The sequence below is a fragment of the Pseudomonas sp. DW-iso17 genome, from assembly GCF_058725345.1.
The window spans coordinates 43,990-70,757 of record NZ_JBZXEA010000032.1; the positions used below are offsets into that span (position 1 = coordinate 43,990).

The 26,768-nt window shown below is 57.5% G+C and carries 19 protein-coding genes; 9 read left to right on the top strand and 10 right to left on the bottom strand.

Going from position 1 to position 26,768, the window contains the following annotated elements:
* Positions 1-103: 103 nt before the first annotated feature.
* The 4 genes from AC4PS6_RS18470 to AC4PS6_RS18485 form a co-directional block, all read right to left on the bottom strand.
* Positions 104-877 carry a 3-hydroxybutyrate dehydrogenase gene (locus tag AC4PS6_RS18470; protein WP_032903869.1) on the bottom strand — a complete coding sequence of 258 codons (774 nt, stop codon included), beginning with the start codon at positions 875-877 and terminating at the stop codon, positions 104-106.
* 7 nt (positions 878-884) lie between these two features.
* Positions 885-2,276: a GntP family permease gene (locus AC4PS6_RS18475; protein WP_032903867.1), complete on the bottom strand. Its 1,392-nt coding sequence runs from the start codon at positions 2,274-2,276 to the stop codon at positions 885-887.
* Between the two features lie 237 nt (positions 2,277-2,513).
* Positions 2,514-5,087 carry a single stranded DNA-binding domain-containing protein gene (locus tag AC4PS6_RS18480; RefSeq protein WP_146051507.1) on the bottom strand — a complete coding sequence of 858 codons (2,574 nt, stop codon included), beginning with the start codon at positions 5,085-5,087 and terminating at the stop codon, positions 2,514-2,516.
* A gap of 20 nt (positions 5,088-5,107) precedes the next feature.
* The gene (locus tag AC4PS6_RS18485; RefSeq protein WP_032903865.1) at positions 5,108-8,212 is read right to left on the bottom strand and encodes a non-ribosomal peptide synthetase; all 3,105 of its coding nucleotides are present in this window, start codon (positions 8,210-8,212) and stop codon (positions 5,108-5,110) included.
* 180 nt (positions 8,213-8,392) lie between these two features.
* Here AC4PS6_RS18485 and AC4PS6_RS18490 point away from each other — a divergent pair, with 180 nt between their 5' ends.
* From AC4PS6_RS18490 to AC4PS6_RS18525, 8 genes are read left to right on the top strand one after another with little or no spacing between them, the layout of a single operon-like run.
* On the top strand, positions 8,393-9,790 hold the full coding sequence (locus tag AC4PS6_RS18490; protein ID WP_032903864.1) for an MATE family efflux transporter: 1,398 nt from the start codon (positions 8,393-8,395) through the stop codon (positions 9,788-9,790).
* 5 nt (positions 9,791-9,795) lie between these two features.
* Positions 9,796-10,977 (top strand): 3-dehydroquinate synthase family protein, encoded by a 1,182-nt coding sequence (locus tag AC4PS6_RS18495; RefSeq protein WP_050587250.1) that lies wholly within the window; start codon positions 9,796-9,798, stop codon positions 10,975-10,977.
* Positions 10,970-11,776: a sugar phosphate isomerase/epimerase family protein gene (locus AC4PS6_RS18500; RefSeq protein WP_050587249.1), complete on the top strand. Its 807-nt coding sequence runs from the start codon at positions 10,970-10,972 to the stop codon at positions 11,774-11,776. The genes AC4PS6_RS18495 and AC4PS6_RS18500 overlap by 8 nt, the downstream gene beginning before the upstream one ends.
* A 19-nt stretch (positions 11,777-11,795) precedes the next feature.
* On the top strand, positions 11,796-13,139 hold the full coding sequence (locus AC4PS6_RS18505; protein WP_050587248.1) for an amidase family protein: 1,344 nt from the start codon (positions 11,796-11,798) through the stop codon (positions 13,137-13,139).
* 55 nt (positions 13,140-13,194) lie between these two features.
* A complete protein-coding gene (locus tag AC4PS6_RS18510; RefSeq protein WP_081036852.1) occupies positions 13,195-13,941 on the top strand; it encodes a radical SAM/SPASM domain-containing protein in 747 nt (248 codons plus the stop codon).
* A gap of 45 nt (positions 13,942-13,986) precedes the next feature.
* Positions 13,987-15,306, top strand: a complete 1,320-nt coding sequence (locus tag AC4PS6_RS18515) for a DegT/DnrJ/EryC1/StrS family aminotransferase (protein ID WP_081036851.1) — start codon at positions 13,987-13,989, stop codon at positions 15,304-15,306.
* Between the two features lie 24 nt (positions 15,307-15,330).
* Positions 15,331-16,995, top strand: a complete 1,665-nt coding sequence (locus AC4PS6_RS18520; RefSeq protein WP_391802335.1) for an FAD/NAD(P)-binding protein — start codon at positions 15,331-15,333, stop codon at positions 16,993-16,995.
* Positions 16,992-17,720 (top strand): SDR family NAD(P)-dependent oxidoreductase, encoded by a 729-nt coding sequence (locus AC4PS6_RS18525; protein WP_032903862.1) that lies wholly within the window; start codon positions 16,992-16,994, stop codon positions 17,718-17,720. The genes AC4PS6_RS18520 and AC4PS6_RS18525 overlap by 4 nt, the downstream gene beginning before the upstream one ends.
* 9 nt (positions 17,721-17,729) lie before the next feature.
* Here the strand turns inward: AC4PS6_RS18525 and AC4PS6_RS18530 are convergent, their stop codons facing one another.
* A complete protein-coding gene (locus tag AC4PS6_RS18530) occupies positions 17,730-18,413 on the bottom strand; it encodes a Type 1 glutamine amidotransferase-like domain-containing protein (protein WP_032903861.1) in 684 nt (227 codons plus the stop codon).
* A 437-nt stretch (positions 18,414-18,850) separates the two neighbouring features.
* Here AC4PS6_RS18530 and AC4PS6_RS18535 point away from each other — a divergent pair, with 437 nt between their 5' ends.
* Complete coding sequence (locus AC4PS6_RS18535) at positions 18,851-19,561, top strand: LuxR C-terminal-related transcriptional regulator (RefSeq protein WP_133244101.1); 711 nt, start codon at positions 18,851-18,853, stop codon at positions 19,559-19,561.
* Between the two features lie 37 nt (positions 19,562-19,598).
* Here AC4PS6_RS18535 and AC4PS6_RS18540 read toward each other — a convergent pair whose 3' ends face one another.
* The 5 genes from AC4PS6_RS18540 to AC4PS6_RS18560 all read right to left on the bottom strand — a co-directional run bounded on the left by AC4PS6_RS18540 (position 19,599) and on the right by AC4PS6_RS18560 (position 26,661).
* On the bottom strand, positions 19,599-20,993 hold the full coding sequence (locus tag AC4PS6_RS18540) for a sigma-54 interaction domain-containing protein (RefSeq protein ID WP_032903860.1): 1,395 nt from the start codon (positions 20,991-20,993) through the stop codon (positions 19,599-19,601).
* A 146-nt stretch (positions 20,994-21,139) separates the two neighbouring features.
* Positions 21,140-22,711: an ABC transporter ATP-binding protein gene (locus AC4PS6_RS18545; protein WP_019817606.1), complete on the bottom strand. Its 1,572-nt coding sequence runs from the start codon at positions 22,709-22,711 to the stop codon at positions 21,140-21,142.
* A 10-nt stretch (positions 22,712-22,721) separates the two neighbouring features.
* The gene (locus AC4PS6_RS18550; RefSeq protein ID WP_014718210.1) at positions 22,722-23,744 is read right to left on the bottom strand and encodes an ABC transporter permease; all 1,023 of its coding nucleotides are present in this window, start codon (positions 23,742-23,744) and stop codon (positions 22,722-22,724) included.
* Complete coding sequence (locus tag AC4PS6_RS18555; protein ID WP_038449934.1) at positions 23,744-24,802, bottom strand: microcin C ABC transporter permease YejB; 1,059 nt, start codon at positions 24,800-24,802, stop codon at positions 23,744-23,746. Before AC4PS6_RS18555 ends, AC4PS6_RS18550 begins: the two co-directional genes overlap by 1 nt.
* Positions 24,802-26,661: an extracellular solute-binding protein gene (locus AC4PS6_RS18560; protein WP_032872826.1), complete on the bottom strand. Its 1,860-nt coding sequence runs from the start codon at positions 26,659-26,661 to the stop codon at positions 24,802-24,804. The genes AC4PS6_RS18555 and AC4PS6_RS18560 overlap by 1 nt, the downstream gene beginning before the upstream one ends.
* Positions 26,662-26,768: the final 107 nt, after the last annotated feature.

The following is a 26,768-nucleotide window of genomic DNA, read 5'->3' on the forward strand; positions in this document are numbered from 1 at the left end:
GCTTCGCGTGGGAATGCCTGACTGGACGCTCTGCGTCCGCTTTGGGGCGCGGAGCGCCCCGGTCTGCGTGCCCACGCAGAGCGTGGGAACGATCATCACGGGTTTACTGGGCCAGCCAGCCACCATCGATGTTCCAGGCCGCGCCGCGCACCTGGGCACCGGCTTCACTGCACAAGAACAACACCAGCTCCCCGAGCTGCGACGGCGTCACAAACTCCAGCGACGGCTGTTTCTCCGCCAGGAGATCCTGCTGCGCTTGCTGTGGGTCGACCCCGGTAGCCACGCGATCATCAATCTGCTTCTGTACCAGCGGCGTCAGCACCCAGCCGGGGCAGATGGCGTTGCAGGTGACATTGCTGGTGGCGGTTTCCAGGCCCACCACCTTGGTGAGGCCGATCACCCCATGTTTGGCCGCCACATACGCCGCCTTGCCCACTGAGCCGACTCGCCCATGCACCGAGGCGATATTGACGATGCGCCCCCAGCCCTTGGCCTTCATGCCCGGCAAGCTCAGGCGTGTGCTGTGGAACACCGAGGACAGGTTGATGGCGATGATCGAATCCCAGCGCTCCACAGGGAAGTCTTCTACCGCTGCCACATGCTGGATACCGGCATTGTTGACCAAGATGTCCACGCCACCGAACTCGCGCTCGGCGTAGGCGAGCATATCGGCGATTTGCGCGGGGTCGCTGACGTCTGCCGGGTGATGCCCGACCTTGCCGCCAAACGCCTGTACCTGGGCGATCACCGCGCTGGCGTCGCCGAAGCCGTTGAGAATCAGGTTGGCGCCGGCCTTGGCCAGGCTCAGGGCAATCCCTAAGCCGATGCCGCTGGTGGAGCCGGTGACCAGGGCGGTCTTGCCATTCAAAGTTGTCATGAAAACCTCACACAATGCCGGTGGCGTAGAAAGTGCCGATCACCACGAACACCGCAAGGGTCTTGATGATCGTGATGCCAAAAATGTCCTTGTAGGCTTCGCGGTGGGTCAGCCCGGTGACGGCCAGCAGGGTGATCACTGCGCCGTTGTGGGGCAAGGTGTCCATGCCGCCGCTGGCCATGGCCGCGACCCGGTGCAGCACCTCAAGGGGGATATTGGCCGCGTGGGCGGCTGCAATGAAGCTCTCGGACATCGCGGCGAGGGCGATGCTCATGCCGCCGGAAGCGGAGCCGGTGATACCGGCCAGCAAGGTCACGGTGATCGCTTCGTTGACCAGCGGGTTGGGGATGCCCTTGAGCCAGTCCGCCAGTACCAGAAAGCCTGGCAGCGAGGCGATTACTGCGCCAAAGCCGTATTCCGAGGCGGTGTTCATTGCCGCTAGCAGCGCACCGCTGACCGCACTTTTACTGCCTTCGGCCAGCTTGCTCCTGATCGCCGAGAAGCCGAACACCAGCACCACGACAATCCCCACCAGCAACGCCGCCTGCACCGCCCAGATCGCGGTGAGCTTGGCGATTTCGGTGGTCACCGGCGCGCTCATGCCCGGCAGGCTGAGGCTGTGGGTCTTGCCGTACCACTGCGGGATCCAGTGGGTGAACAACAGGTTCATCACCCCCACCAGGATCAGCGGCGACAACGCGAGCCACGGGTTGGGCAGGCTCAGGTTGTCGGCGGTTTCGGGCTCATTGCGCAACTCGGTGCCATAACCTTCACCGGCGCGCTGGGCCTTGTTGCGCTGGCGTGCGAGGTAGAGCATACCGGCGCAAAACACGAAGATCGTGCCGATCAGCCCTAGCCACGGCGCCGCCCAGGCGGTGGTGTTGAAGAAGGTGCTGGGGATGATGTTCTGGATCTGCGGCGTACCGGGTAGGGCGTCCATGGTGAACGAGAACGCACCGAGGGCGATGGTCGCCGGGATCAGGCGCTTGGGGATATTGCTCTGGCGGAACATCTCGGCGGCAAACGGGTACACCGCAAACACCACCACGAACAGCGACACGCCACCGTAGGTGAGCAGGGCGCAGACCAGCACAATCACCAGCATCGCCTGGCGCGTGCCGAGCAAGCGGATCGCGGCGGCGACGATCGAGCGCGAAAACCCCGACAGCTCAATGAGCTTGCCGAACACCGCACCGAGCAGGAATACCGGGAAATACAGCTTGATAAAACCGACCATCTTTTCCATGAACACCCCGGTAAAGGCAGGGGCGACAGCGGACGGGTCGGTGAGCAGCACCGCGCCAAGGGCGGCGATGGGGGCGAACAGGATAACGCTATAGCCACGGTAGGCGGCCAGCATCAGCAGCGCGAGCGCGGCCAGGGCAATGATCACACTCATGGTGTGTCTCCATCGGATTGTTATTGTTGTGGGGTAACACTGGGAAACGCTATAGCTAAATGCGTGCCAAGCGTATAACTGTTTGAAAAATAACGATTTAATGGATGTTAATTCAGGCGCTGTCTCCATTGTGAGACTGTGTGCTGGCGGGGTGTGATCAAACCAACTCGATTTCCAAAGCACGCGCTGCGGCGCCGTCTGTGACAACGCACAGTCTCTTTTATGAGGCTTTAGTCTCTAGATAGAGAGTTTTTGCGTTTGCGCCGTAGATCGCCATAGCGGATAGACGTCAGACAGGTAGATGGGGGTGCGGTAGTAAGTATAAAGGTGAAAAGGGTGGTCAAGCGTCAATGGCTCAGTGTGTGCCAAGCGTCGCGCCAGGGCAGCACGCAACTCTGGGCGATTGGAGTTAGAGTTCCAGAGGCCGTTCTGGTGTGCAACGCACACCATGGCGTAGGCATTTTCGGCAGCAAGGTCAGTGGCGCAGGCGATGATGCAATCGAGGAGTTCATCGACGAGTGCGTTGGTCGCGTAATGCTTGATCGGGTTGATGCCGCGAATCAGCAGAGCAGGCTCGTTGCCAATGGTCAGGGTATACAGTTGTACATTGCCCACCAGGCGCCCCCGTCGCTCGCTGAAAATATTCAGGTGAAAGTGATCGTCTCTTTCGAACAGCCCGCGGTTGATGTCGGTACAGATACCCGTCGTTGATTTGGCAAAAAAAGACGCTGCATTTTTTGAAAGATAAATTCGGAGGCGGTCATAAGGCTTGCGCTCTTGATTGATGAAATAGCGATAGCCTTGCAAATGCGGTACGAAGCCTCGGTTGAATCGTTTCAAGCCTGCACGCTCTACGTGCCCGCAATGATCCCGTAACTCGCACAGCGTTTGTTGCAGATCACTGATGCCGGCGGTAATTGGCCTGAACAGGGTATAGATCGTCTCTGCGAGCGACGGTTGGGTATCACCTTCATTCCCCGTCGACGAGGGCAATAGCGGATGGTTGCCCAATACGCGCTGGCTGGCTTTTAGATTGTTCAGGTACAGCTCATTTACGAGGGACGAAGGGTCGTCGCAGTCCAGGCATCGTGACAGCCAGTAAGGCGTAGTCAGACCATGTTTCACCGCGTTTTCGAGTTTTTTGGTCTGTGCGATGGCGGCGATTGCGTCAGCGGGGGACATCGCGCCCAGGGTCGTCAGTAAAGTGGCGAGTTCAGTCGGGGTTCTGGCAATTACACTGCGCAGAAGTGTGCGAAGGCGCCCCAGGGTATCTTTGTCGCGTATGTGTTCAAACAGGCTTCCCAGTGCGTCAATTGCGCCGGGGTGGATAAACACGAGCTGGCGAACGTCCGTCAGGATTCTTTGATCGACGAATACCGCCAGTAGACGATCACGGTGGGCGTTGCTGTCAAGCAGGCGCTTGGCTGATGGGTTGCCCAGTACGGTCCACAGCAATTGGAACAATTCCACAGGGCAAGCGGGGCCGCTGGAGTCTGGATGCAGTTGTGCCTGGAGCGAGAGAAAGCGTTGCGCCATGCCCGGGTCGATACCGTAGTGATCCAGGGCCGGTTCCATGTAGCGCAACGCTGCCTGGGCTGAGGTGCGGGCAGTTGCAATGTGCTGCGAGGGGTTGAACCCCTGCAGGGATTGCTCGACCAACAGCATCTGGTGTTCGGATTCCAGTTTTGAATATGCCTCATAGGACTCGGCGTGTTCGGGCTGGGAGCCCGGCTGAAGCTCTTGTGCGAGTACTTTGCCTCGTTTGGGCGGACAGGCCGCCTCCAGGTTCTGCCTGAGTGCGTCCAGTGACACGCTCAAGGTTGAAGCCATGTCGTCCAAGGGGGGCAGGGCACTCTTGAGGCGTCTGCGCATGGCGATCCGTTGTCCTGCAGCCCATTGCCCAGAGGGTTCGAGGGATTGCCGGTCGCCAGTGTGGCCTGTGATGTGCATCGAAGGCTGGGTCTGCAGCATCAGTGCAGGCCAGTGTGGCCGGGCCGCATCCAGTCGCCAAGGCGTGTCGGGGGCGAGCAACTCCACGACCTGCCGGGCGATGGCGCTCAATATCCCTTCATAGCCGTCAGGACCGCATTGGTGATGAGCAATCACAACGTGTAGCAGGTCAGGCAGGTTGCCGGCGCCGTCGATAAAGAAGTAGAACCGCTGGGTGCCAAACATTAATTGTTCGGTCGTATAGGCACTGAACAACGGCGAATCACATTCGCTGCTGTCGCAGAGGGCGACCAACTCGCGAACCCGTTGCTGTTCATGAAAGCCCAGTGACGCGGGCGGTGGCAGTTGCACAAAACCCTGGCGTTCCAGGTGCAGCTTGATCAGTGCAACGAGTTGACTGTTCTGGTGCCGGCGATGCCGGTGAAAGTGATGGTTTTTTGCTTTCGAGCTCGGCACGAAGTCGATTTTTTGCGCTGGCAAAAGAATCGAAAATTGCTCCAGAACCACCTCGTACTGATTCGGATGAGTTCGCGGGTCGACGCTCTCCTTGAGCACATCCGGTCTGATTCTCAAGCGGCCACTGACTGAAATGATGTCTGCCTGGCGAATCTGCGCCGTGGCATCCCGCAGCGCCGCATCCAGGACAATCACTTGTAATGAAAAATAGTGGCTGGCCACGCGCAAGAAGGTCATGCCGCCCAGCTGCCGTACCGCTTCGCAGCGCCCATTAAGGGAAATGACCCGGTCTTTATGCTCAGGCAGCTCATCCGGGTATAAAACCAGCGAAGCGTCAGGTCTGTCAGCGGTTTCAGTAAAGTGGCCCATTACAATGATCGTCCCTGTAAAAAGGTGCATCGACACGGCGACAGTGCCGGTTGCCACTAGGCGATGGTCAGCAATTGATCCAATGCTTGGTGGAAATCCGCCAACAACGCCTGGGCATTCACCTGCGAGATCCCATCGCGGTAATAGGACAGACTGCCGATCAGCCCGCTGTCGGTGCGCACCGTGTTAAGGGACACATCGGTCTTGATGCCTGTGGACGGCACGCCGATCCCCCGCAACGGCGCGTCACCCAATTGGCGCTGCCTTGACGGGTAGTTATGGTGGTTGTACCAGTAGGGAAACCGGGACCCATAGGCACTGGAGCGTGGTGAGCAGTTGGCTTCAAATAAGTGTGGAGGCAACAACGCATGGCCGTAGGCATCGAGCACGCAGTGATTGATCTGCTCAAGAAGGTGCAGGGAAGGTGACCAGTGGCTAAGCTTGGGTCTGATCACCATGGGATGAACGAAGTACCCCACCACCGATTCAAGGGCCGCATCGATCCGATTGGCGACTGGTGAGCGCACATACAGATCCTCGGTGTCGGTGTTTCGGGCCAGTGCCACCAGGAATGCGCTCAGGATGATGGTGTACAGGCTGAATCCGCTGCGATTGCACAGGCGTTCTATAGCGGCGTACTGCGCATCCAGGTTCAATGGGATGACCGCGCTGCGAAACGTAAACGCGTCCGGTCGCTGGCCCGCTCCGCGCAAGGCAAAAGGTTCGGGTAAATGTTCGAGTGCCTGTCGCCAGAAATCCAGATGCTTGTCCAGCAACTTCTCGGTAAAGCGTTGATGCTGGGCATCCGTATAGTCTGAGTAGCTGAGGCAATGCACGATCTGCTCAGGTGCGACGCTGCCCATGGGTGCCTGATAGTGTGCGCATAGCTGGTCCATCAGCACCGCGCCTGACCAGCCATCGAAGGCAATGTGGTGAGCAGTGATAATCAGCACATCATTGGCCTCAGGGCACTGAATATAAGTGGCCCGGATCAACGGGGGGCTGCTCAAGTCGAAGGCGGTCAGTGAAGCTTGCACCACTAGGTCTGTAACGGTGTCGTCGGACTGGTTTTGCGGCTCAAGGTTGATGACGTGAAACGGCAATGGGAAATCATCGATAACGTGCTGCGTGCGACGCCACTGGCCGTGTGTGTTTAGCGTGAAGCTGCAGCGCAGTGCCGGTTGCTGTGCCAGTACCGTAGCAAATGCCTCGCGCACCCTGATCGCTGAACAAGTGCCCTTAATGTAGAACGCCAGCACTACATTTTCCAAGTAGGCCGGGGTTTGCGCGGGTTTATCCAGTATCTCCAACTGAGCCAGCCCGGGCGTCTGTTCACCCACTCGTCGGCGCCAGGCATAAGCGTCGAGCAACATAGCGTTTTCAGCGCCATGGCTGGCACCTTCGCCGAGTAGCGTCACTTGTTGAGCCAGAACCGGATGATCGAAAATATCCTTGGGGCTCAGATAGACGTTGAACAGGTTCGCAATCCTGCCCAGCAGCATCATCACCGAGAGGGAGGTCGCCCCGCGTTCAAAAAAGTGGCTGTCAGAGGAAATCGTTTGCTGATTGAGTACTTCCGTCCAGATGGACTGCAATTGCACGGCCGTCGAGGTTTGCGCGTCGATTTCGGTGGGGCCGGTATCCGGTTGAAAAGCCAGTTCACGCAAAGTGTTATGGTTGATTTTGCCATTGGGCAACAGTGGCAGTTCGCTCAGTGCCTGGATTCGGCTGGGGTGCATATAGGACGGGAGCTGAAGGGAGAGGGCCTGCCTGATGCGTTGCTCAACGGCGTGTGTATCCGTATCGCCCTGTGGCACAAACGCCACGCAAATCTGTTTTTCTGCGCTGACGAGCGTATCAATGTAGGCGGCGGCGCTGTGCACGCCGGGCGTCTGCTGCACGATTTCCTCTATAGCCAGAAGCTCTACTCGGTGCCCGTTGATTTTGTACTGGCTATCGCGACGTCCCAGGTAGTGAAGATCGCCTGTGGTGGAAAAAAAGCCAATATCGCCCGTTTTGTAAGTTCGCAGAGCGTGTCCATCGAGGTTAAGCGATGTAAAGCGCAGCTCATTTTCATGAGGGCTGTTGACGTAGCCAATGGCGACACCCGGTCCCGCAATGACTATTTCGCCTTCTTGATGCGGTAGAGCAACAGGTTTCCCCTGCTCATCCAGCAGGTATACCTGCATACCGCGAATGGGCTGGCCGATGGGGGCAGGCAACGCCCTGTCGGCATCTGGGTTCACCCGCCAGAAGGTCGCGTCTATAGTGGTCTCGGTAGGCCCATACAGGTTGACCAACGGGGTGCGGGTTTTCGCCAGGAACAGGTCCGCCAACTCCCAGGTCAATGACTCACCACCACAAAATACCAGCCGGCAGGGGATGTGTTCGAATTGCCTCAGCCTCACCAGCTCGCGCAGCAGTGTAGGTACAAACTGGGCGATGGTTATATGTTCTCTCTGCAGTGTCAGCAAAATCCCCAGCGGATGCTTGGCATAAGCTGCGGGGAGCATGACGGTACATGCGCCGGCCGCCAGCCCCGTCCATAGCTCCCAGACCGACGCATCAAACGCTATCGAAGTGCGTTGCAAGATGATGTCAGCCTCGTTGACAGCGAACGCTTCTATGAACCAATGCGTATGGTTCAATAACGCGCCGTGGCTGATCAGTACGCCTTTGGGGGCGCCGGTGGAGCCAGAGGTGTAAATACAGTAGGCGCACGTACTGGGTCGTGGCCCGCTGATGTTTTTACGAGGGTAGGCTTGGCTGAAAATTGTGTGTGGGTTGACGGTCATGGCGCAAAAGCCCTGACGAGGGAATGACTCTGCATCGCTGAAAATACATTCAACCCCGGCGTTATCCAGAATGTTTTTGATTCTGTGCTCAGGGTTGTCGATGTCAATGGGTAGATAGGCACAGCCATGCTTCATTATCCCCAGGCAGACAGCCATTAGCTGGACGGTTCTTTCCATGGCGACTGCAACAATAGCATTGCGTGGAACGTCGTTATGCTCCAGGTAACCGGCAATCAGATCTGCCTGCTGGTCCAACTGTCGATAGGTCAAGTGCTGCGCACCGCATTTGACGGCGATACGATCAGGCGTGGAGTTCACGTGATATAAGATCATGTCTAATATACTGTCGTAAGTGCCATGATTCATATCAACTTTCTCCTAGGGTAGATAATAGCCGGTAGCATGATATTTATCCTGCTGAATAGGCTCTCGCCCTGCAACTACCAAGTTTGGTAGTTGCGCTGACTTCGTTGCGAAGTATGCTTTGTCCATTAGCGCCGCAGCACGGCAGTTTAAGCTGGCGCGGCCTCACTAGAGTGATAAACCATGTTTGCAAGTTATCTGGGCGTTGCCAAAAGCATCTCTTATATGTCAGTGCCCATTGCCGTCGGCATCGTTATCCAATCGTTATATTTGCTTATCGATTTGTTCTTTGTCAGCCACTTGGGGGCAAATGCAGTCGCAGGCGTCACGTCGACTGCCACTGCCGCGCTGCTCACCGGCATGCTTGGGCAACTCTTGGGTATCGGGGCGGTCGCGTTGATTGGTCAGGCACTGGGGGCCGGCCAATTTGCACTGGCGCGACGGATCTTTGTCCATGCGGGCCTGATGGCTGTTCTTTGCAGTTGCGCTGTGGTCGCTGCCGGATACATGGGCGGGGCTCACATGCTTTCCAGGTTGGCCTCGGGCGCGGCGGCCCAAGAGCTTGGCGAGTCCTACTTGAACGGGTACATACCAGGATTGGCCCTGCAGATAGTCATGACTGTCGCGACTTTCGGGTTACGTGCCGCCGGCGAACCCTATGGGCCTTTGATCGCTCAATGTGTTTCGGTCCCCATCAATCTTGTCCTGGCGCCTTTGTTGATTTTCGGCGTGCCGGGTGTCAATGGCTTGGGCACCTTCGGCGCCGGCCTGGCTACAACGGTCGCCACCGGGGTTGCTGTGTTGATAATTCTTCGCAGAGCATTTGATCGCTACCGTCAGTTTGCCCAACCACCAATGGCGTTTCGGTGGGAATACTCGACTGCCAGAAGGATCTTTTCAGTCGGGCTGCCTGCCGGTCTGGAAACCCTCGTTATTTATATGTACACCGCGCTGATGTATTGGGCCGCTGCAAAGTTAGGTGCGCCTGTGCAAGCGGCGATCGGTATAAGCCTGATGCTCATCCAGGCACTTTTTATTCCGTCTGTTTCCGTGGCGCACGGTTGCGTGCCAGTCGCTGCGTACTATATCGGCGCGGGTAACAGGCGAAAGGTCAAAGAAATATACGTTGTCGCATTCGCGCTGGTGACCAGCGTGATGGGCTGCCTGACGTGGGTATGTAACCTATGGGGACATAGCCTGGTGTCGTTTTTTTCCAGCGACCTTCAGGTTCTCGATGACGCAACTTATGTGCTGGCGTGCCTGGCCTTGAATTTCGTCACATCGGGATTAAGCCATATCAATAGTTCCATATTGCAAGCGGCCGGGCGAACCATCTGGTCGCTGCTGGCGATTTGCACGCGTTTGGCAATATTCATCGTGCCGTTGTATCTGCTGATCGACGCTGGCCAAGTGACCTTGCAGCGTTTGTGCCTGTTATCCAATCTGGCGTTTTTGTCCCAGGCACTGGTCAGCAGTTACGCGGCCTACCTTGTTATTAAACATCCTGTTTTCACAGCATCAGTGCCTGAGGCGGCTACTTCACGAGGGTTTGATTCGTTGTTAATGAACAAGGAGCAATAGAACTCATGAGCAACTCAACAAACTTTGAAAACAGATGGCATTCAGCGTCTGAACTAAAGCAATTCGAAAATCGCTACGCGATCAGCTCAACACTCTTGAGAGAGTACAAGATTTTTTTATCGTGTGATGTCATGTTCGACTCATCTGAGTTACTCGGATCACTCATTGATACACGCTGCGCCATGGTGATTTATACGCCAACTGTAAATGCATTATATGGCGAGGCCATTCGTCGAAAGTTTTCCCAGCTCGAGTGCGGCGAGCGGGTGTGTTTTTTCGAACTTGCCGTTACCGAGGAAAATAAAGATATCACTATGTCGCTCGAGGTCTGTCGATTAGCCAAACAGATCAATTTGCCCCGCCATGGCCAGATTATCGCAATTGGCGGCGGCGTATGCCTGGATATTGTCGGCTTTGCCGCGTCCATTTACAGGCGTGGGGTCAGGTGCATAAAAATACCGACGACATTCATTGGCATGATTGACGCAGCAGTCGGCATCAAGAACGGCATTAACTATGAAGGGAAAAAAAGTGTCCTCGGTTCGTTTTATCCGGCGGAGTACACCATTGTGTGTCCCAGCTTTTTAAAAACGCTAGCGGTAGAGCATTTGAAAGCAGGGTTTGCCGAAGCGATCAAGATAGCCGTCATCAAGGATCCAGTACTGTTCCGGCAGTTGGTCAACGTCTCAACGACCCTGCATGAGGAAAAGCTTCAGGGCGGTGTGGGCTGGGACGCGATTGATCGGTCGGTAGCGGGCATGCTGACGGAGCTGTCGGAGAATCTGTATGAGCTTGACAGCTATCAGCGCTATGTCGACTTCGGCCACACATTCAGCCCTCATATCGAGGCAGCGACTGCCTATAAAATCAGCCATGGTGAAGCGGTCGCAATCGATATTGCGTTGTCGGCTGTCATCAGTGCCCAACGCTCGATACTTGCCTGGCAAACCTGCGATCTGATCGTCAATACCCTTAAGAGCGTAGGGCTGCGCGTCAGCGTCCCGGCTGAAGTGAATACCCCGGCACTTTATGATTCCCTGGCCGCGGTGGTTGCCCATCGTGCTGGTGCGCTGAATCTGGTTATTCCCGTCGCGATTGGCGCGGTCGGCTACTTGGAGCAGTGGCAAGAGCTGACGTTTGAGCAACTGCAACAGGCTGTCACTTACCTGGCTGTCAATAATGACTGATCTGGGCTGCGCAACCTGGAGTTTGCCCCAATCCTGCCAGCCTGCTGTGTTGCCCCAACAACTGGTGCTGCATGCTGGCGTTCAGACATTGGCGCAACTGCGTCTTTTGAGGGCATGTCCAGTCAATAATGAACAAGCCCTGAATGTAGGCCTGGGTGGCTACAGCGGTAGCCATAAAGTCAGTGCCATCGGCTTGAACCTGGTTGAGGCGTTCGGACTGAACGAGCAGGGCGCACGCAGGTTTCAAACCGAGTTTTTTGAAAGTGCCGTGCATATTGTCAAGCAAGCGGCGTTTCTGGAAGTGCCTGCCGTTTATATTCCCAGCTTCAACAAAAATGAAATAGTGCAGGCGAGTGACTTCGCCGCGACCGCTACGTTTTTCCGGCGACTGTGCCGCGCCGTTCGGGGACTGCCGGTGATGATCGCCAGCGAAAACAGTCTGTCCGCGGGGCATCAATCAGCACTAGTGCATCAGGTAGATGAACCAAACTTCAGAATCTTGCTGGATATCTTCAACCCGTTGCGTTGGGGACATTCGGTTGAAGAAATTCTTTGTTCAGTCCATCCCTATCTGCTTGATCAAGTGCATGTGAAGGACGGTATCTTGCCAGCGTATGACAATGTTCCCCTTGGGCGGGGTGAGGGCAATGTCGCAGGAATTATCGACACTATTGAACGTCTTGGATTTTGCAATACCTACATTCTGGAAAATAACTACTCCTTGCTGTCCATTGCTGGATTGAATGCGGACATCGCGTTTGTGCGCTCGCGTTTATCTGGTGTGCAAAGAACACCGTAACCGGGGTGAAAGACAAGAGATGTTTGAACAAAAGAAACTGCGTCAGCTGTTAGAACACTCAACGCCAATGGCCAGGGTTTCATCTTGCCTGTCTGTCGACTGGGAGGACCGCTATTGCGTGTTCGTCAATCGCTTGGCCGCTGCGCCGCAAGGCCAGACGTCCCGCCCAAATTCGTCAGCTCCCGGGAGCGGGCCACTGGCCGGCGTAGGGTTTGTTGTCAAAGATAGCATTGACGTTCTTGGGTTTGCGACAACCAACGGCACCGCGGCTCTGAACAACAATTATCCGACGTCTGATCATCAACTGGTCGCTCGTCTTAGATCCATGGGCGGCATCTGTGTCGGTAAAGCCAACCTCGATGAAATGAGCTATGGCTGGGCGTCAGACAACGCCTATTACGGGCAGGTGATCAACCCGACCTTTCCCGAGCATTCTCCCGGCGGCAGCAGCGGTGGATGTGCTGCCGCAGTGGCGGGCGGTGCTGCCTGTTTCGCGGTGGGCGAAGATACCGTGGGGTCTGTACGGATTCCCGCGGCGTTCTGTGGGCTCAGCGCATATAGAGCGCTTTGCGCGCAGCCGGCCAGCCATGAGGTTTGTCCGTTAACGTCCTCTGGCTACGATCAATTAGGCCTGATTGCCCCCTCGATCGATGATATCTCCAAGCTGGAAAGCCTTATTCATGACTATGAAGAGTTGCCCGTCTTAGCGCCTGGGGAACTTTCTATTGCTGTCGCCGCCAATTTCTCGCTGTCGGCGCTGGCGCCAGAGGTTGAAGCCAGTATGCATGACGCGATCTTCAAGCTTGCCGGCGCCGGCGCCACGTTGGTGATGCATGAGGTGCCAGACTCATTCGGCTCGGCCGCCTGCGCATTAACCACGATTGTTAACTACGAATTTTTACCCGCGTTCAATAGTTATCTGGAGAGCCGGGCAGGTGAACCTGCGACGCTGGAACGACTGCTCGACCACCGACACACCCTGGCCGCCCGCCGCATCAGATCATTGGCACTCCCAACGGGTAGACCAGTACAAGCGGTATATGAGCGTGCCCGGCTCACTGCAAATCAAATAAAACAGGATGTGGTTGATTATTTCCAGCAGACCCAGTGCCAAGTGCTCATCCATCCTACAGTCGCAATCAATGTGGCCACGTCGGACATTCACAGTCACGCGTCGACAGACCCTCTTGCGCTAGCCCGGCATGTATCGGTCGCCACCTGTGCCCGGACCATTGCGATGAACTTTTCCATGACCAGTCCGAAAGGGCTGCCGGTCGGCATTGAAATGTTATGCGCGCCGACAATTGATTCAAAACAGGCACTGGCAATCTGCCGCACTATCGAAACTATCGTTAAAGACTGAACCAGCACGAGGGACAGTAGTAAGCCCTGTCATCCACGTTACGAGGCGAAGTTTTATGAGACTTTTAAATGTTGAAATTGAAATAAATTCGCGGTGTAACCGTAAATGCAGCTATTGCCCTGTATCGATTATGCCGTTTCCGCAAGTGCCACGCTTGATTCAAGAGCACGTGCTATCTGCCTTTATCGAGCGGCTGGTTGAAATAGACTTTGATGGCCGGATCTCATTTCATTTCTACAATGAACCGTTAATCCATAAAGGACTGGAAGAGATCATCCGTCGTATTTTGGCGGCAGTGCCAAAATGCCGTCCTGTATTGTTTACCAATGGAGACCTGCTGACCCAGCACCGCTATGACTCGTTGATCGAAGCTGGCCTGCAAATGATCGTTATCACCTCCCACAGCGGTAAATCCCACCCGCCCCGGCCCAAACAGGTTGTTCAGTTTTCAGACGATCTGGTGCTGACCAATCGCGGTGGAACCATGGAAGACCTGCCCAAGGCCACCGGCGAGGACGTTTCGCAGCGCTGCTTTGCGCCGACAGAGATGCTAATCGTTACCATCACCGGCGACGTGGTCCTTTGCTATGAGGACGCTCATCGCAGCCATGTCATGGGCAATATCTGCGAGCAATCCATTACCCAGATTTGGAATAGCCACGATTACTCGCGCATCCGCGCAGCGTTGGAAGCCGGCAATCGTCAAGGCGCCTGTGAAATGTGCACGCACTGTACAAACCGCGCGCATACCACGGTGGGTATGTCAGACCGATCCGAACCTTTTTGGGACCTAATTTCCTGAGCACTTGCTCGCAACCAGGCACTTTTCAGTCAACAGGTAAAACCCATGAATATTCACATCGACGCAACGAGCCGTTCTCTCCACACTCCGGCAGGGGCGACTGTTAGCTGGCCTAAATGGCCTTCACACGACAGTGACACGCTGAAGATCGTCAGTGAGGTTCTGGAATCGACACGGTGGACAATCAGTGGCGCCTACACAGGGCAGGAGGCGTACGAACGACGCTTTGCCCGAGCGTTTGCCGACTACTGCGGCACGTTGTATTGCACACCTGTCACCAGCGGCACCTCCGCGCTCACCATTTCGCTGCTGGCGCTTGAGGTCGGGGCGGGGGATGAAGTCCTCGTGCCTGGATTGACCTGGGTCGCTTGCGCCTCCGCCACCTGCAGCGTTGGTGCGGTGCCGGTGTTGGTCGATATTGATCCGATGTCCCTGTCGATGTCGCCGCAAGCCGCCCAGGCGCGGATCAACGCCAAGACCAAGGCGATCCTGCTGGTGCATCCTTATTGCCGAACAGCGGACATCGATGCCTTCCTGGACATTTCCGAGCGCTACGCCATTCCATTGATCGAGGATTGCTCTCAAGCCCACGGTGCAATGTGGCGTGGCCGCAAGGTCGGATCGTTTGGTGCGTTGGGCTGTTTCAGTATGCAACAAGCCAAGGTGCTGACCTCGGGCGAGGGCGGTGCAGTGGTGACCTCGGACCCTGTGCTGGCAGAAAAGCTTGAGCAGTTGAGGGCCGACGGGCGGCTATTTTCCGGTACGCCTGTGGAGAGTCGCTTGGAGCTGGTCGAACGGGGTGCGGTACAAGGACAGAACTTTTGCCTGACGGAGTTTCAGTCGGCCATATTGCTGGACAGGTTGCAGCATCTGGACCAGCAGAATACGCAACGTGAAGCATGCGCAGAAACCTTGCGAGCGTTGTTCGAAGGAGAGGAGGACTTCATTACCTTCCTGCGCCGTGATCCACGCAATACGCGCTGTACCTATTACAACCTGGTGATGAAAGTTGGCCTGGAAAAATATTTCCCGGGCTGCACGATCGATGCCCTCGCCCTTGCCATGACCCAAGCGTTGAATGTTCAGGTAAGCCCGCTTTATCAACCAATGAATTCGTTCAGGCTGTACAACCCGCTATCAAGTCCGAGAATCAAAAACTTTTCCAACAGGCTTGATTTCGAGCCCGCGCGCTATCCATTGCCCCAGGCTGAGTCCGCCCGGCTGGATCACATCACCCTGCCGAACTGGGTCTTGCTTGGCGGCGCCGACTCAGCGCACCGCATCGCGATGGCTCTCAGGGACCTGGCCGCGCAGCCGCACAAGGTGCTCGCCGCTCGGCAGGCTCCGACGGCTGACGCTTTTTAAATTACACCCAAGAGGGTATAGGTCATGAAGACCGTGAGCGTCACCATTGTCGGGTTCGGACCCCGTGGGCTTTGCGTGCTGGAGCGTATCCTGTCGCTGGCGGCGCGACGCCCGCAGCAGCAGGTTCAAATTGTGATTGTGAACAAAGGGCTACCGGGCCAGGGGGTACATGGCCAGACGCTGTCCGACAGGTTCTTGCTCAATACGGTGGCGGGCTTGTTGACCCTGATCCCAGGCGACGAATTCCAACCGTCATTGGTCAAAGACATGTTCGCGGATTTTCTGCCCTGGTTGAAACAGCAGGGCGTAGCGGCGCAAAGTGGCGCCTATGTGCCACGACGCTGGTTTGGTGCCTACTGTCACGCGCTGTACCAGTTGTTGTTGGAGCATTGCCCGGGCAATTGCCAAGTCGAATATGTCGATGACGAGGCCGTCGATATACAACAGGATGGCCCGCAAGAGATCACTCGTCTGCTGAGTGATCGCAGCATTGTCAGCGACTACGTGGTCATTGCCGTCGGCCATTTGCTGCCGGTTGCCAATTGCGCCGAAACGATCACGGACATCTACCAGGCCGGGCTTGATCGCCAGGACATACCGGCCGGTTGCACCGTCGGAATCCAGGGGTTTGGCTTGACGGCCATGGATGCGATCGCTGAGTTGACCCGAGGCAGGGGCGGTGTATTTGCCGACGGTGTTTATAAGGCAGCAGGTACCGAACCTGCCATTGTCCTTTTTTCGCGCAGCGGGTTGCCGTCGCGAGCACGACCGGTCGATGACGGACTCGCTGAGTTCGAACCCCAACTGCGCTTCGATGAGCGAGCTGCGTTGGCAATGCGCGAGCAGCATGGTTGCGGAACGATTAATTTCATGACGCAAATTTATCCCTTGCTTGCTCAGGACGTCGCACGGGTCGCACTTGAACAAGATGTACCGGCCGAAACGGCAACGGCGTTGATGAGTCGCCTGCTATGGGCTGAGCTCCCTCAGGCAAGTAGCGAAGAATATGCCGCCGGTGTTGTTCAGTTCATCACCAATGATTTGCACCAAGCCCGCCTTGGCCTGGCGGGCAGCGCGCAAAAGCGCGCCCTTGAAGTCTTGATGAGCGCCCGGGAATCGATCAGGGCCATCGTTAATCATGGGGGGCTGGCGCCATCCTCCCATAATTGGTTCTACAACCACTTTGCCTCTGCAATCAATCGCAATGTGATCGGCCCGCAGTATGATCGACAGGAAGAGTTGCTGATGTTGATCGACGCGGGGGTTGTCTCAACGCCACTGGGGCCTGCACCTGAGTTGCATTGGGTATCGGAAAAACGATGCTGGAATGTGCAGTCGACGGTATTTGCCGATCCGGTAAGCATCGACCTGGATCACCTTCTGCAAGGTTACACGGCCCAACCGACATTGAAGAACACAACCAGCGTCCTGTTCGCCGGGCTGATGGAAGGCGGGCGTGTGCACTCACGCAATGGATCTTGGCTCGCCACCCCGGGGGTTGCGGTCAGTGCCGGATCACACTGCATATCGGCCCAAGGCATAGCACAAGCACGGTTGTTCGCTACCGGCGTAATGAGTGAAGGCAGCACCTATTACAACTGGTATGTGCCCACCATCGCGAGTCAATCCAGGCCGTTCGTAGAGGCGCAAAGCATCGCCTGTGCGATATTGGGAGGTGGCGGTCTATGAGTGCAACTGAGCGTAAGATCGCCTGGGTAACGGGTGCCAGCTATGGCATTGGCCTGGTGATCGCCGATGCCTTGAGACAGGCAGGCTACGCTGTCGTGACCCTGCAGCGCAGCGGTGGTGATGTTGACTGCGATTTCTATCAGGCTGGCGATATAGGTCAGGCTTGGAGTGCGGCCGAAAAACTCTCCGGCCCCCCGGACCTGATGGTATTGAACGCTGGCGCCTGTGTTGATGACGATTTCGTCAACACCCACCTATCCACACTGGAGTCGACCTTTGCATTGAACGTCTTCAGCCCCATGTTACTTGCCCGGTTGGCTATTCGCAGCTGGCAGTCGCAGAGCAAGATGGGGCATATCATTTTCATTGGTTCCCAGGCGGCCCTGCCAGGGGCCAGGCAGACGGGCAATACCCTTTACACTGCCGCCAAAGGTGCCCTGCATGCGCTGATCGGGCCGCTGGCCTGGGAGTGTGGCCCGGCCATCAGGATTAACTGCATTGCGCCGGGTGATGTGATGACTCCGGGAGAAGAAAGGAGCCTGCAGGCGAGGTCGGACAAGACTGGAACGCAAGTGGCCGCATTGGTCGATCTGATAGCGGAAAATACGGCACTCAAACGATGGGTGAGGCCTGAAGAGGTGGCCCAGGCGGTCGTGTTTCTCGAACAATGTGGCGCAATGACCGGTACGCTGTTGAACCTGAGTGCCGGCTCTTGCATCCATTGAACGTTCCGATCACAAGCGCGTTACGTGGGGCGATTGCACGGCGATTGCATAACCGCTGCAAGTGGCGTCATTGTGAAGGGTCCTGTGATATCTACCATTTTTGAAGTGCAACGCAATGCCGTCATCGACGGCGTAGGCGGGATGAATGCGTTGGTTGCAAATCAGTTCGACAAAGGACGTTTCTCGCCCCTCTTCAGAATTGAAGTGCGGGCACAGCGCACCGGGCAGCAAGCCCAGTCCATCGATCAGCGCAAAAGCCCCCCCGGAATCCGAGTGGCCGAAATCGAACCAGCATATGGCACCCGCGCTGACGCCACACAGGACCTTGCCCTGGTCCCCGGCGGCTTTCAAAAGATCAATAACACCAAACTCGCGCCAGACCGCCAACATCGCACGGGTGTTACCACCGGCGACGTAAACGATGTCAGCCTTCTCGAACATCGATGAAATCTGCTGCGCATGAGGGAAGGGCGGGGTGAAGAATGCGAGCGGGATGACGGGGCAGCCGACCGCAGCATACTTGTTCGAGAAATCTGAGATTTTCTCCGGGTCATCGCCATTGGCGGTGGAGATATAAAGGACCACGGGCGCTGCTTTTCCGGTCAACGAAATAATGTATTCATCAATCGGTGTCATGCACTTCACATCGTCATCGGACTCGCCTCCAATGACAATAATATTTTTATTCGACATATATTCTGTCCCGCTGTTTTAAAGATATTGTGATTATGTTTACTTCGAATAGAGACTTGTCAAGTCAAGGCCGCGAATTGACTACAATTTACCATAAAAATATCGCATTTAACCATTTGGTTCATAGGCTATTTCTATATCAGATGAGCACCGTATATCGGATTCTCCATTTATTATTAATTTGCAATACAGTCTCTGCGCCGAGAGATAAGGGCTTTTGTAAGACTTTTCCCTATGATCTTGGGCGCTAGGTTTTGTCGAGAACAGCAAGAACCACTGGCGCTGCACAGCATCTACACTTATATTTCACTTGAAATGCGTTCCACGCACGACAAAGTATATGCCATGTTGTCAATGGCGTTTCCGCTTTAAACTCTAATCTTGGTAAAGACTAGGAAACTGACCAGTGTGATCACATTTAATACAGGAGGTGGAGTGTGTATGCATGGATCAGCAGTTTGAGTCAGCGATTTAAGACATGTGCGTGTGAAGAACATGCAACTGAAACCATGCAGGACGTCATCGGTGATTTGGGATTTTACTATTTTTCCTTCGCTGTTCGGTCGGCGACGCCATTCGTAAAGCCGATGACTAAAATTTCCGGGACTTATCCCTTACATTGGGTAACGCGATACCTGGACCTTCATCATTCTAGCAAGAACGAGCTTATTGCGAAGCACTCGAAATCGTCATCGCTGGTCATCTGGGATCACCGCTTACTCGCGGGCGTCGATAGGACACTGTCCGATGAGGCTGTTCGGCACGGCTTAAAGTACGGTTGCACCCTGACCTTACGTGACTTTAATAACTCATTGTTGACCTTTTCTGTGGCTAGGCCCCTGAAAGCGATCAGCGCGAGTGAAGCGCAGGAGCTGGCTTTGAAGCTCAGGGTATTGATTGAAGTTTTCAGTGAAGGGATGGACGTGAAGGAAACCGGTGAGAATAGCGCTAGGGAACCGTTGTTGACGGAACGCGAACGCCAAATATTGCAGTGGACTGCCGAAGGCAAGAGTTCGGCAGAGGTGGCAATAATCCTGAGCATTTGCGCTGATACGGTAAATTACCATTTAAATAACGTTAAAAATAAGCTCGGCGTTCCGAACAAGACCTCAGCAGTTGCCTATGGCGTTGCGCTCGGCCTGCTTTGAGCTTGAGCAGGTATGGGCATGTACTGGATGTCGTCTACTAAGATGTCATGCCCAATGCGACAATTTTTTTGTATAGCGTAGATCGACCAATCTTCAGGCGCCTGGCCGCCTCCACCACATTCCCCGCGCACGCCTGCAACGCCGCGCCAATCACCTGCCGATCAAATCGTTCCCTTGCTGCCGTATAGGTTTCGCCCTCGACCGCCGCCACCTGCCCCCGTCGCACCGGCCTGAACGTGCCAATCGCTGCGCGAATCTCTTCGGCGTTCAACACCAGGTCATCACTCAACAACGCCGCCCGCTCGAGCACATTGCGCAACTCGCGGATATTCCCCGGCCACGCATGCTGGGCCAACAACGCCAGGGCATCGCGGTCCAGTTCGTGCTGGCTGCGCAGTTCCTCGAGGATCGCCTCGCTCAATGCCGGAATATCCTCCAGCCGCTCACGCAACGGCGGCACCTGGATCGGCAGCACATTGAGGCGGTAATACAGATCGGCACGAAACTCGCCACGCTTGATCGCCGCCTCCAGGTCCATGGACGTCGCGGCAATCACCCGCACATCGCTGTGCAGCATCTCGTTGGAGCCCACCGGTTCGAATTCCTTTTCCTGCAACACCCGCAGCAATTTGCTTTGCAGTGGCAGCGGCATGTCGCCGATTTCATCGAGAAACAACGTGCCGCCCTGGGCGATCTGGAATTTGCCGGGGCGACCCTTGCGGTCGGCACCGGTAAAGGCGCCGGGCGCAGTGCCGAAGAACTCGGCTTCAAGCAGGTCATGGGGAATCGCCGCGCTATTGATGCTCACAAAAGCTTTGTGCGCCCGGGGCGATGCGCCGTGGATGGCCTGGGCGAGCAACTCCTTGCCGGTGCCGGTTTCCCCGAGCAGCAATACCGGCGACTCGGCACTCGCACTGCGCCGCGCCCGGCGCTTGACCTCAAGGCTGGCGGCGCTGGTGCCGATAAAGTGCGCAAAGTTGTATTTGCTTTGCCGCGAACGCAGCAGCGAGCGCGTGGAGGCTAGCTCCTGCTGCATGCTCAGGTAGCGCTCGATCAGCGGCGACAGGTTGCGCAGTTCATCGAACAGCGCAAACCCAATCGCGCCGATCACCGCCCCGGCCTCGTCGTGGATCGGCAGGCGCATCACCACCAGCGGGCCTTTGGGAGTGTCCTGGATATCCAGCAGGATCGGCCGGTCGTTGCGCACCACCTGGCGCAGCAGGCTGTTGGAAATCACCTGCTCGCAAGGCTGGCCGATGGCTTGGTCGGCGCTCTTGAGGCCAAAGCGCTTGGCGTAACGCTCGTTCATCCACACGATATTTGCATCGCGGTCGACGATGACCGTGCCCTCGCTGGACTGCTCGATGATCTCGAACAGCGACTGGATGGCCAGGCCGCGAACCTGTTGGTAGTCCTTGAGGCTAGTGCTCATGGGTACAGAATCCTGTTAATGATCGTTCCCACGCTCTGCGTGGGAATGCCTACCGTGACGCTCTGCGTCACTTGGCGTAGGGCCAGGGCACGACGCGGAGCGTCTCGGGTTGTGTTCCCACGCAGAGCGTGGGAACAATCTCACCCCTACAAAGGGATGTGCGCTGCTGCCAGCAGTTCTTTGGTGTACGGGTGTTGGGGCGATTCGAAGACCTCATGGCTCGCGCCACGCTCCACCACCTTGCCATCCTTGACCACGATCATGTCATGGGCCATGGCGCGCACCACCGCCAGGTCATGGCTGATAAACAGGTAGGTCAGGCCGTATTTGTCCTGCAGTTCGCGCAGCAGCGCCACCACTTGTTTCTGCACCGTACGGTCCAGGGCCGAGGTGGGTTCGTCGAGCAGCATCAGCGCTGGCTTGAGTACCAGGGCGCGGGCAATGGCGATGCGTTGGCGCTGGCCACCGGAAAACTCATGGGGGTAGCGATGTCGGCTGGCAGGGTCGAGGCCCACATCCTTGAGCACCTGGACCACTTGCGCATCGCGGTCGGCCAGGCTGCACGGGGCATGCACTTCCAGGCCCTCGCTGATGATCTGCTGCACCGACATGCGCGGGCTGAGGCTGCCATAGGGGTCCTGGAACACCACCTGCATCTGCTTGCGCCATGGGCGCATCTGCTGATGGTTGAGCGGGTCCAGAGCTTCACCCTGAAAGCGGATGCTGCCGCTGGAGTCGAGCAAGCGCAGGATCGCCTGGCCCAGGGTGGACTTGCCGGAGCCGGACTCGCCGACAATCCCCAGGGTCTTGCCGCGCTGCACGCTGAGGCTGATGCCGTCCACTGCGCGCAGGTAGGTCTTGGCCCGGAACAGTCCGCCACCGAGAGGGAATTGCACGCTCAGGTCATCCACTTCCAGTACCGTGTCACGCGGCTCGCTGCACAGCACGTCGCCCGAGGGCTCGGCATCCAGCAGCAGGCGGCTGTAGGGATGCTGCGGTGCGGTGAACAAGGCCTGGCAGTCGGCCTGCTCGACGATTTCGCCGGCACGCATCACGCAGACCCGCTGGGCGATACTGCGTACTAGGTTGAGGTCATGGCTGATCAGCAGCAGCGACATGCCCAGGCGTTGTTGCAAGGACTTGAGCAGCAACAGGATCTTGCGCTGCACCGTCACGTCCAGCGCTGTGGTGGGCTCGTCGGCAATCAGCAGCTCGGGCTCGCAGGCCAGGGCCATGGCGATCATCACCCGCTGGCGCTGGCCGCCGGACAATTGATGGGGGTAGGCCTTGAGCCGTTCCTGGGGTTTCTGGATGCCCACCAGTTCCAGCAGTTCGAGGATGCGCGCCTGCGCCGCCTTGCCGCCCAGGCCCTTGTGCAGCAGCAGGGTTTCGCCGATCTGCTTTTCGATGCTGTGCAGGGGGTTCAGGGAGGTCATCGGCTCCTGGAAGATCATGGCAATGCGGTTGCCGCGCAATTTTTGCAAGGTACTCGGTGAGGCGCCGATCAGTTCCTGGCCGCGATACTTGATCGAACCCAGGGTTTGGGTGCCGGCTTGCGGCAGCAGTTGCAGGATAGAGTGGGCCGTCACCGACTTGCCCGAGCCCGACTCGCCCACCAGCGCCAGGCACTCGCCAGGGCGCACGTCCAGGCTCAGGTTGCGCACGACGGTCTGGCCGTTGAAGGCGACGCACAGGTCGCGGATTTCGATCAGGTTCATACGCGGTCACTCATGAGCGGGGGTCGAAGGCATCACGCAATGCCTCGCCGATAAACACCAGCAACGACAGAATCAGCGCCAGGGTGAAAAACGCCGTCAAGCCCAGCCACGGCGCTTGCAGGTTCTGCTTGCCCTGGCCGATCAGCTCGCCCAGGGACGCGCTGCCGGCGGGCATGCCGAAGCCAAGGAAATCCAGGGCGCTCAAGGTGGATATCGCCCCGGTCAAAATGAACGGCAAATAGCTGAGGGTCGCGGTCATGGCGTTGGGCAGGATGTGCCGACGAATGATCTTGCCGTCGCCCAGGCCCAGGGCGCGCGCGGCCTTGACGTATTCCAGGTTGCGCCCGCGCAGGAACTCGGCGCGCACCACGTCCACCAGGGCCAGCCAGGAAAACAGCGCCATGATCCCCAGCAACCACCAGAAATTCGGCTCCACAAACCCCGACAGGATAATCAGCAGGTACAGCACCGGCAGGCCAGACCACACCTCCAGGATGCGCTGGCCGAGCAAGTCTACCCAGCCACCGTAGTATCCCTGCAACGCCCCGGCGGCAATGCCAATGACGGCGCTGATGGCGGTCAGGGCCAGGGCAAACAGGATCGACACCCGTGCACCAAAGATCACCCGGGCCAACACATCGCGGGACTGGTCATCGGTGCCCAGCCAGTTCACCGCCGACGGCGGGCTCGGGGCAGGGCGGGTGAGTTCGTAGTTGGGCGTGTCATCGCTGAAAGGAATTGGCGGAAACAGCATCCAGCCGCCCTCCTGCTTGATCAGCTTTTGCACGTAGTCACTGCGGTAGTCCGCCTGGAACGGCAACTGCCCACCGAACTGCTGCTCGGTGTAGCGCTTGAACACCGGAAAATACAGCTCGTTCTTGAAACTGAGCACCAGCGGCTTGTCATTGGCGATCAACTCGCCGCCCAGGGTCAGGATAAACAGGCCGATAAACAGCCACAGCGACCACCAGCCACGGCGGTTTTTCTTGAAGCGCTCGAAGCGTCGGCGGGCCACGGGGGAGAGGTTGAGCATCAGGCGTTCCTCGCGGCGAAGTCGATACGCGGGTCCACCAGGGTGTAACAGAGGTCACCGATGAGTTTTATCAAGAGGCCGAACAGGGTGAAGATAAACAGCGAGCCAAACACCACCGGGTAGTCGCGGGACACGGCCGCCTCGTAGCTCATGCGGCCCAGGCCATCGAGGGAGAAGATCACCTCGATCAGCAGCGAACCGGCAAAGAACACGCTGATAAACGCTTGGGGAATCCCCGAGATCACCAGCAACATCGCATTGCGGAACACGTGACCGTACAGCACCCGGCGTTCGCTCAAACCCTTGGCGCGGGCGGTGACCACGTACTGGCGGGTAATTTCATTGAGGAACGAGTTCTTGGTGAGGATGGTCAAGGTGGCGAACCCGCCGATCACCAACGCGGTTACCGGCAATACCAGGTGCCAGAAGTAGTCGGCGATTTTGCCCACGGCGCTCAGTTCGGCGAAGTTTTCCGAGACCAGCCCGCGTACCGGGAACCAGTTCAGCGAGGTACCGCCAGCGAACACCACGATCAGGAACATCGCGAACAGGAATGCCGGCATCGCGTAACCGATGACGATGGCCGTGCTGCTCCACATATCAAAGCTGCTGCCATGGCGCACGGCCTTGCGTATGCCCAGCGGGATCGACACCAGGTAGGTGATCAGCGTGGCCCACAGGCCGAGGGAAATGGTGACGGGCATCTTTTCCAGGATCAGGTCAGTTACCGTCGCGCCGCGAAAGAAGCTGTTGCCGAAGTCCAGTTGGGCGTAATTCTTGAGCATCAACCACAGGCGTTCCGGCGCGGATTTGTCGAAGCCGTATTGTTTCTCGATGTCCTTGATCAGCTTTGGGTCCAGACCGCGGCTGGCTCGCGAGCCGCTGATGCCTTCGCCGGATGCGCCGGCTACACCACCGCCGCCAATGCCTTGCAAGTGGGCGATAGCTTGCTCCACCGGCCCGCCGGGCGCGGCCTGCACGATCACGAAGTTCACCAACAGGATGATCACCAGCGTCGGGATGATCAGCAGCAGGCGCCGTACGATATAGGCAAACATCAGTGGGCCTCTCCGCGTTTTTTCAACTCAGCCTGCATTTGTTCGTTCGTCAGCGGGGTGGGGCTGACTTCCCACCAGGTTTCCAGGGCTTCGTCGTTCTTCGCCTCGATGGCCGGGCGCCCGAAACGGTTCCACCATGCGGCGGAGGTGCCCGGTGGGTAATAGTTGGGGATCCACAGGTAATTCCATTGCAGCACGCGGTCCAGGGCGTGGGCATAGGTGAGCATCTTCGCCTGGGTGTCAGCCTTGACCAGGCCATGGATCAGGGTATCGACGGCCGGGTCCTTGAGCACGATGTAGTTGTTGGCGCCCGAATCGAACGCGGCGGCAGAGCCGAAATAGTTGTACAGCTCCATGCCGGGCGAGGTGGTGACCGGGAAACCCGTGACGATCATGTCGTAGTCGCGGGCCATCAGTCGGTTGACGTATTGCGAGGAGTCGATGCGGCGGATATTCAGGGTGATGCCGATCTGCGCCAGGTTACGTTTGTAGGGCAGCAACAGGCGCTCAAGGCCGTTCTGGACGTTGAGGAAGGTGAATTCCAGTGGCTCGCCCTGGGCATTGACGAGTTTGTCGCCCACAGGTTTCCAGCCGGCGTCTTCCAGCAGGGCCAAGGCTTGCAGCTGTTTGTCGCGGATCATGCCACTGCCATCGGTGACCGGGGCCTTGAACACCTGGGTAAACACCTCGTCGGGAACCTGACCGCGCAGGGGTTCGAGGATCGCCAGTTCTTCCGGGGTCGGTAACTGGCTGGCGGCCAGCGGGCTATTGGAGAAATAGCTCTGCTGGCGGATGTACAGGTTGCGCATCATCTGGCGGTTGGCCCATTCAAAGTCCCACAGCATCGCCAGGGCCTGGCGCACGCGGCGATCCTTGAACATCGGTTTTTGCACATTGAACACATAGCCCTGGGCCGGCTGCGGCATCTCCTTGGCCAGGTGCGCGCGCTGCAGACGGCCATCGTCCAGGGCCGGGCCGTTGTAGCCGATGGAGTAACCGGTGGCGGAGAATTCACGGTTGAAATCATAGGCGCCGCCGCGTAGCACTTGGCGCGCTACTTCGGTGTCGCCGAAGTACTCCAGGCTCAGGTGATCGAAGTTGTACAAGCCGCGGCTGACCGGCAAGTCCTTGCCCCACCAGTCGGGGTCGCGGGTGAAGGTGATGGTATTGCCGGAGTCGATCTTGCTGACCTTGTAAGGGCCGCTGCCCAGTGGCGCTTCGTAGCCGCCGCCGTTGGCAAAGTCGCGGGTCTTCCACCAGTGCTCGGGGAACACCGGCAAAGTGGCGAGATCCAGAGGGAGGGTGCGGTTTTCGTTGCTGGAAAAATCAAAGCGCACCTGTCGTTCGCCTTCGATTTCGACGTGTTTGACGTCTGCAAATAACGTGCGATAGCGCAGGCTGCCTTGGGTCATCAACACGTCAAAGCTGTAGCGCACGTCTTGCGCGGTAATGGGCGTGCCATCGGCAAAGCGCGCCTTGGGGTTCAGGTAGAAGCGCAGCGACAGGCCGTCGTCGGCCCGTTCCATCTTTTGCGCCACCAGGCCATAGACGGTGTAAGGCTCATCCAGCGAGCGCAACGCCAAGGGTGCATACACCCAGCCGTCGACCTGGGACACGCCGATGCCTTTGTCGATATAGGGCAGCACATGGTCAAACCGCCCCACCTCCAGCGCTGAGCGCCGCAGGCTGCCGCCCTTGGGGGCGTTGGGGTTGGCATAGTCGAAATGGCTGAAACCTTCGGCGTACTTGGCGGGCTCGCCGTACACCGTCAGGTAGGTTTGCGGGGCTGCGATCACCGCAGTGCTGGCCATTAGAAAGGCCAGGGTGGAGCAGAGCAGAGATGAAAAAGCCAATCGCATTATCAGCCTTGAGCGCCGGGTAAAGAATAATAAGGATTTGTACGCTAACGGCCTGGGCATCGCCAGTCATCAGATGCACAACGGCCCACCAAAGGGCGGGCCGTTGT

Excerpts from the sequence above, each read along its gene's own strand:
- AC4PS6_RS18515 (WP_081036851.1), top strand. The coding sequence starts at position 13,987 with ATGAATATTCACATCGACGCAACGAGCCGTTCTCTCCACACTCCGGCA.
- AC4PS6_RS18485 (WP_032903865.1), bottom strand. The coding sequence starts at position 8,212 with ATGAATCATGGCACTTACGACAGTATATTAGACATGATCTTATATCAC.
- AC4PS6_RS18495 (WP_050587250.1), top strand. The coding sequence starts at position 9,796 with ATGAGCAACTCAACAAACTTTGAAAACAGATGGCATTCAGCGTCTGAA.
- AC4PS6_RS18555 (WP_038449934.1), bottom strand. The coding sequence starts at position 24,802 with ATGTTTGCCTATATCGTACGGCGCCTGCTGCTGATCATCCCGACGCTG.
- AC4PS6_RS18490 (WP_032903864.1), top strand. The coding sequence starts at position 8,393 with ATGTTTGCAAGTTATCTGGGCGTTGCCAAAAGCATCTCTTATATGTCA.
- AC4PS6_RS18560 (WP_032872826.1), bottom strand. The coding sequence starts at position 26,661 with ATGCGATTGGCTTTTTCATCTCTGCTCTGCTCCACCCTGGCCTTTCTA.
- AC4PS6_RS18500 (WP_050587249.1), top strand. The coding sequence starts at position 10,970 with ATGACTGATCTGGGCTGCGCAACCTGGAGTTTGCCCCAATCCTGCCAG.
- AC4PS6_RS18510 (WP_081036852.1), top strand. The coding sequence starts at position 13,195 with ATGAGACTTTTAAATGTTGAAATTGAAATAAATTCGCGGTGTAACCGT.
- AC4PS6_RS18505 (WP_050587248.1), top strand. The coding sequence starts at position 11,796 with ATGTTTGAACAAAAGAAACTGCGTCAGCTGTTAGAACACTCAACGCCA.
- AC4PS6_RS18475 (WP_032903867.1), bottom strand. The coding sequence starts at position 2,276 with ATGAGTGTGATCATTGCCCTGGCCGCGCTCGCGCTGCTGATGCTGGCC.
- AC4PS6_RS18550 (WP_014718210.1), bottom strand. The coding sequence starts at position 23,744 with ATGCTCAACCTCTCCCCCGTGGCCCGCCGACGCTTCGAGCGCTTCAAG.
- AC4PS6_RS18525 (WP_032903862.1), top strand. The coding sequence starts at position 16,992 with ATGAGTGCAACTGAGCGTAAGATCGCCTGGGTAACGGGTGCCAGCTAT.
- AC4PS6_RS18540 (WP_032903860.1), bottom strand. The coding sequence starts at position 20,993 with ATGAGCACTAGCCTCAAGGACTACCAACAGGTTCGCGGCCTGGCCATC.
- AC4PS6_RS18545 (WP_019817606.1), bottom strand. The coding sequence starts at position 22,711 with ATGAACCTGATCGAAATCCGCGACCTGTGCGTCGCCTTCAACGGCCAG.
- AC4PS6_RS18520 (WP_391802335.1), top strand. The coding sequence starts at position 15,331 with ATGAAGACCGTGAGCGTCACCATTGTCGGGTTCGGACCCCGTGGGCTT.
- AC4PS6_RS18470 (WP_032903869.1), bottom strand. The coding sequence starts at position 877 with ATGACAACTTTGAATGGCAAGACCGCCCTGGTCACCGGCTCCACCAGC.
- AC4PS6_RS18530 (WP_032903861.1), bottom strand. The coding sequence starts at position 18,413 with ATGTCGAATAAAAATATTATTGTCATTGGAGGCGAGTCCGATGACGAT.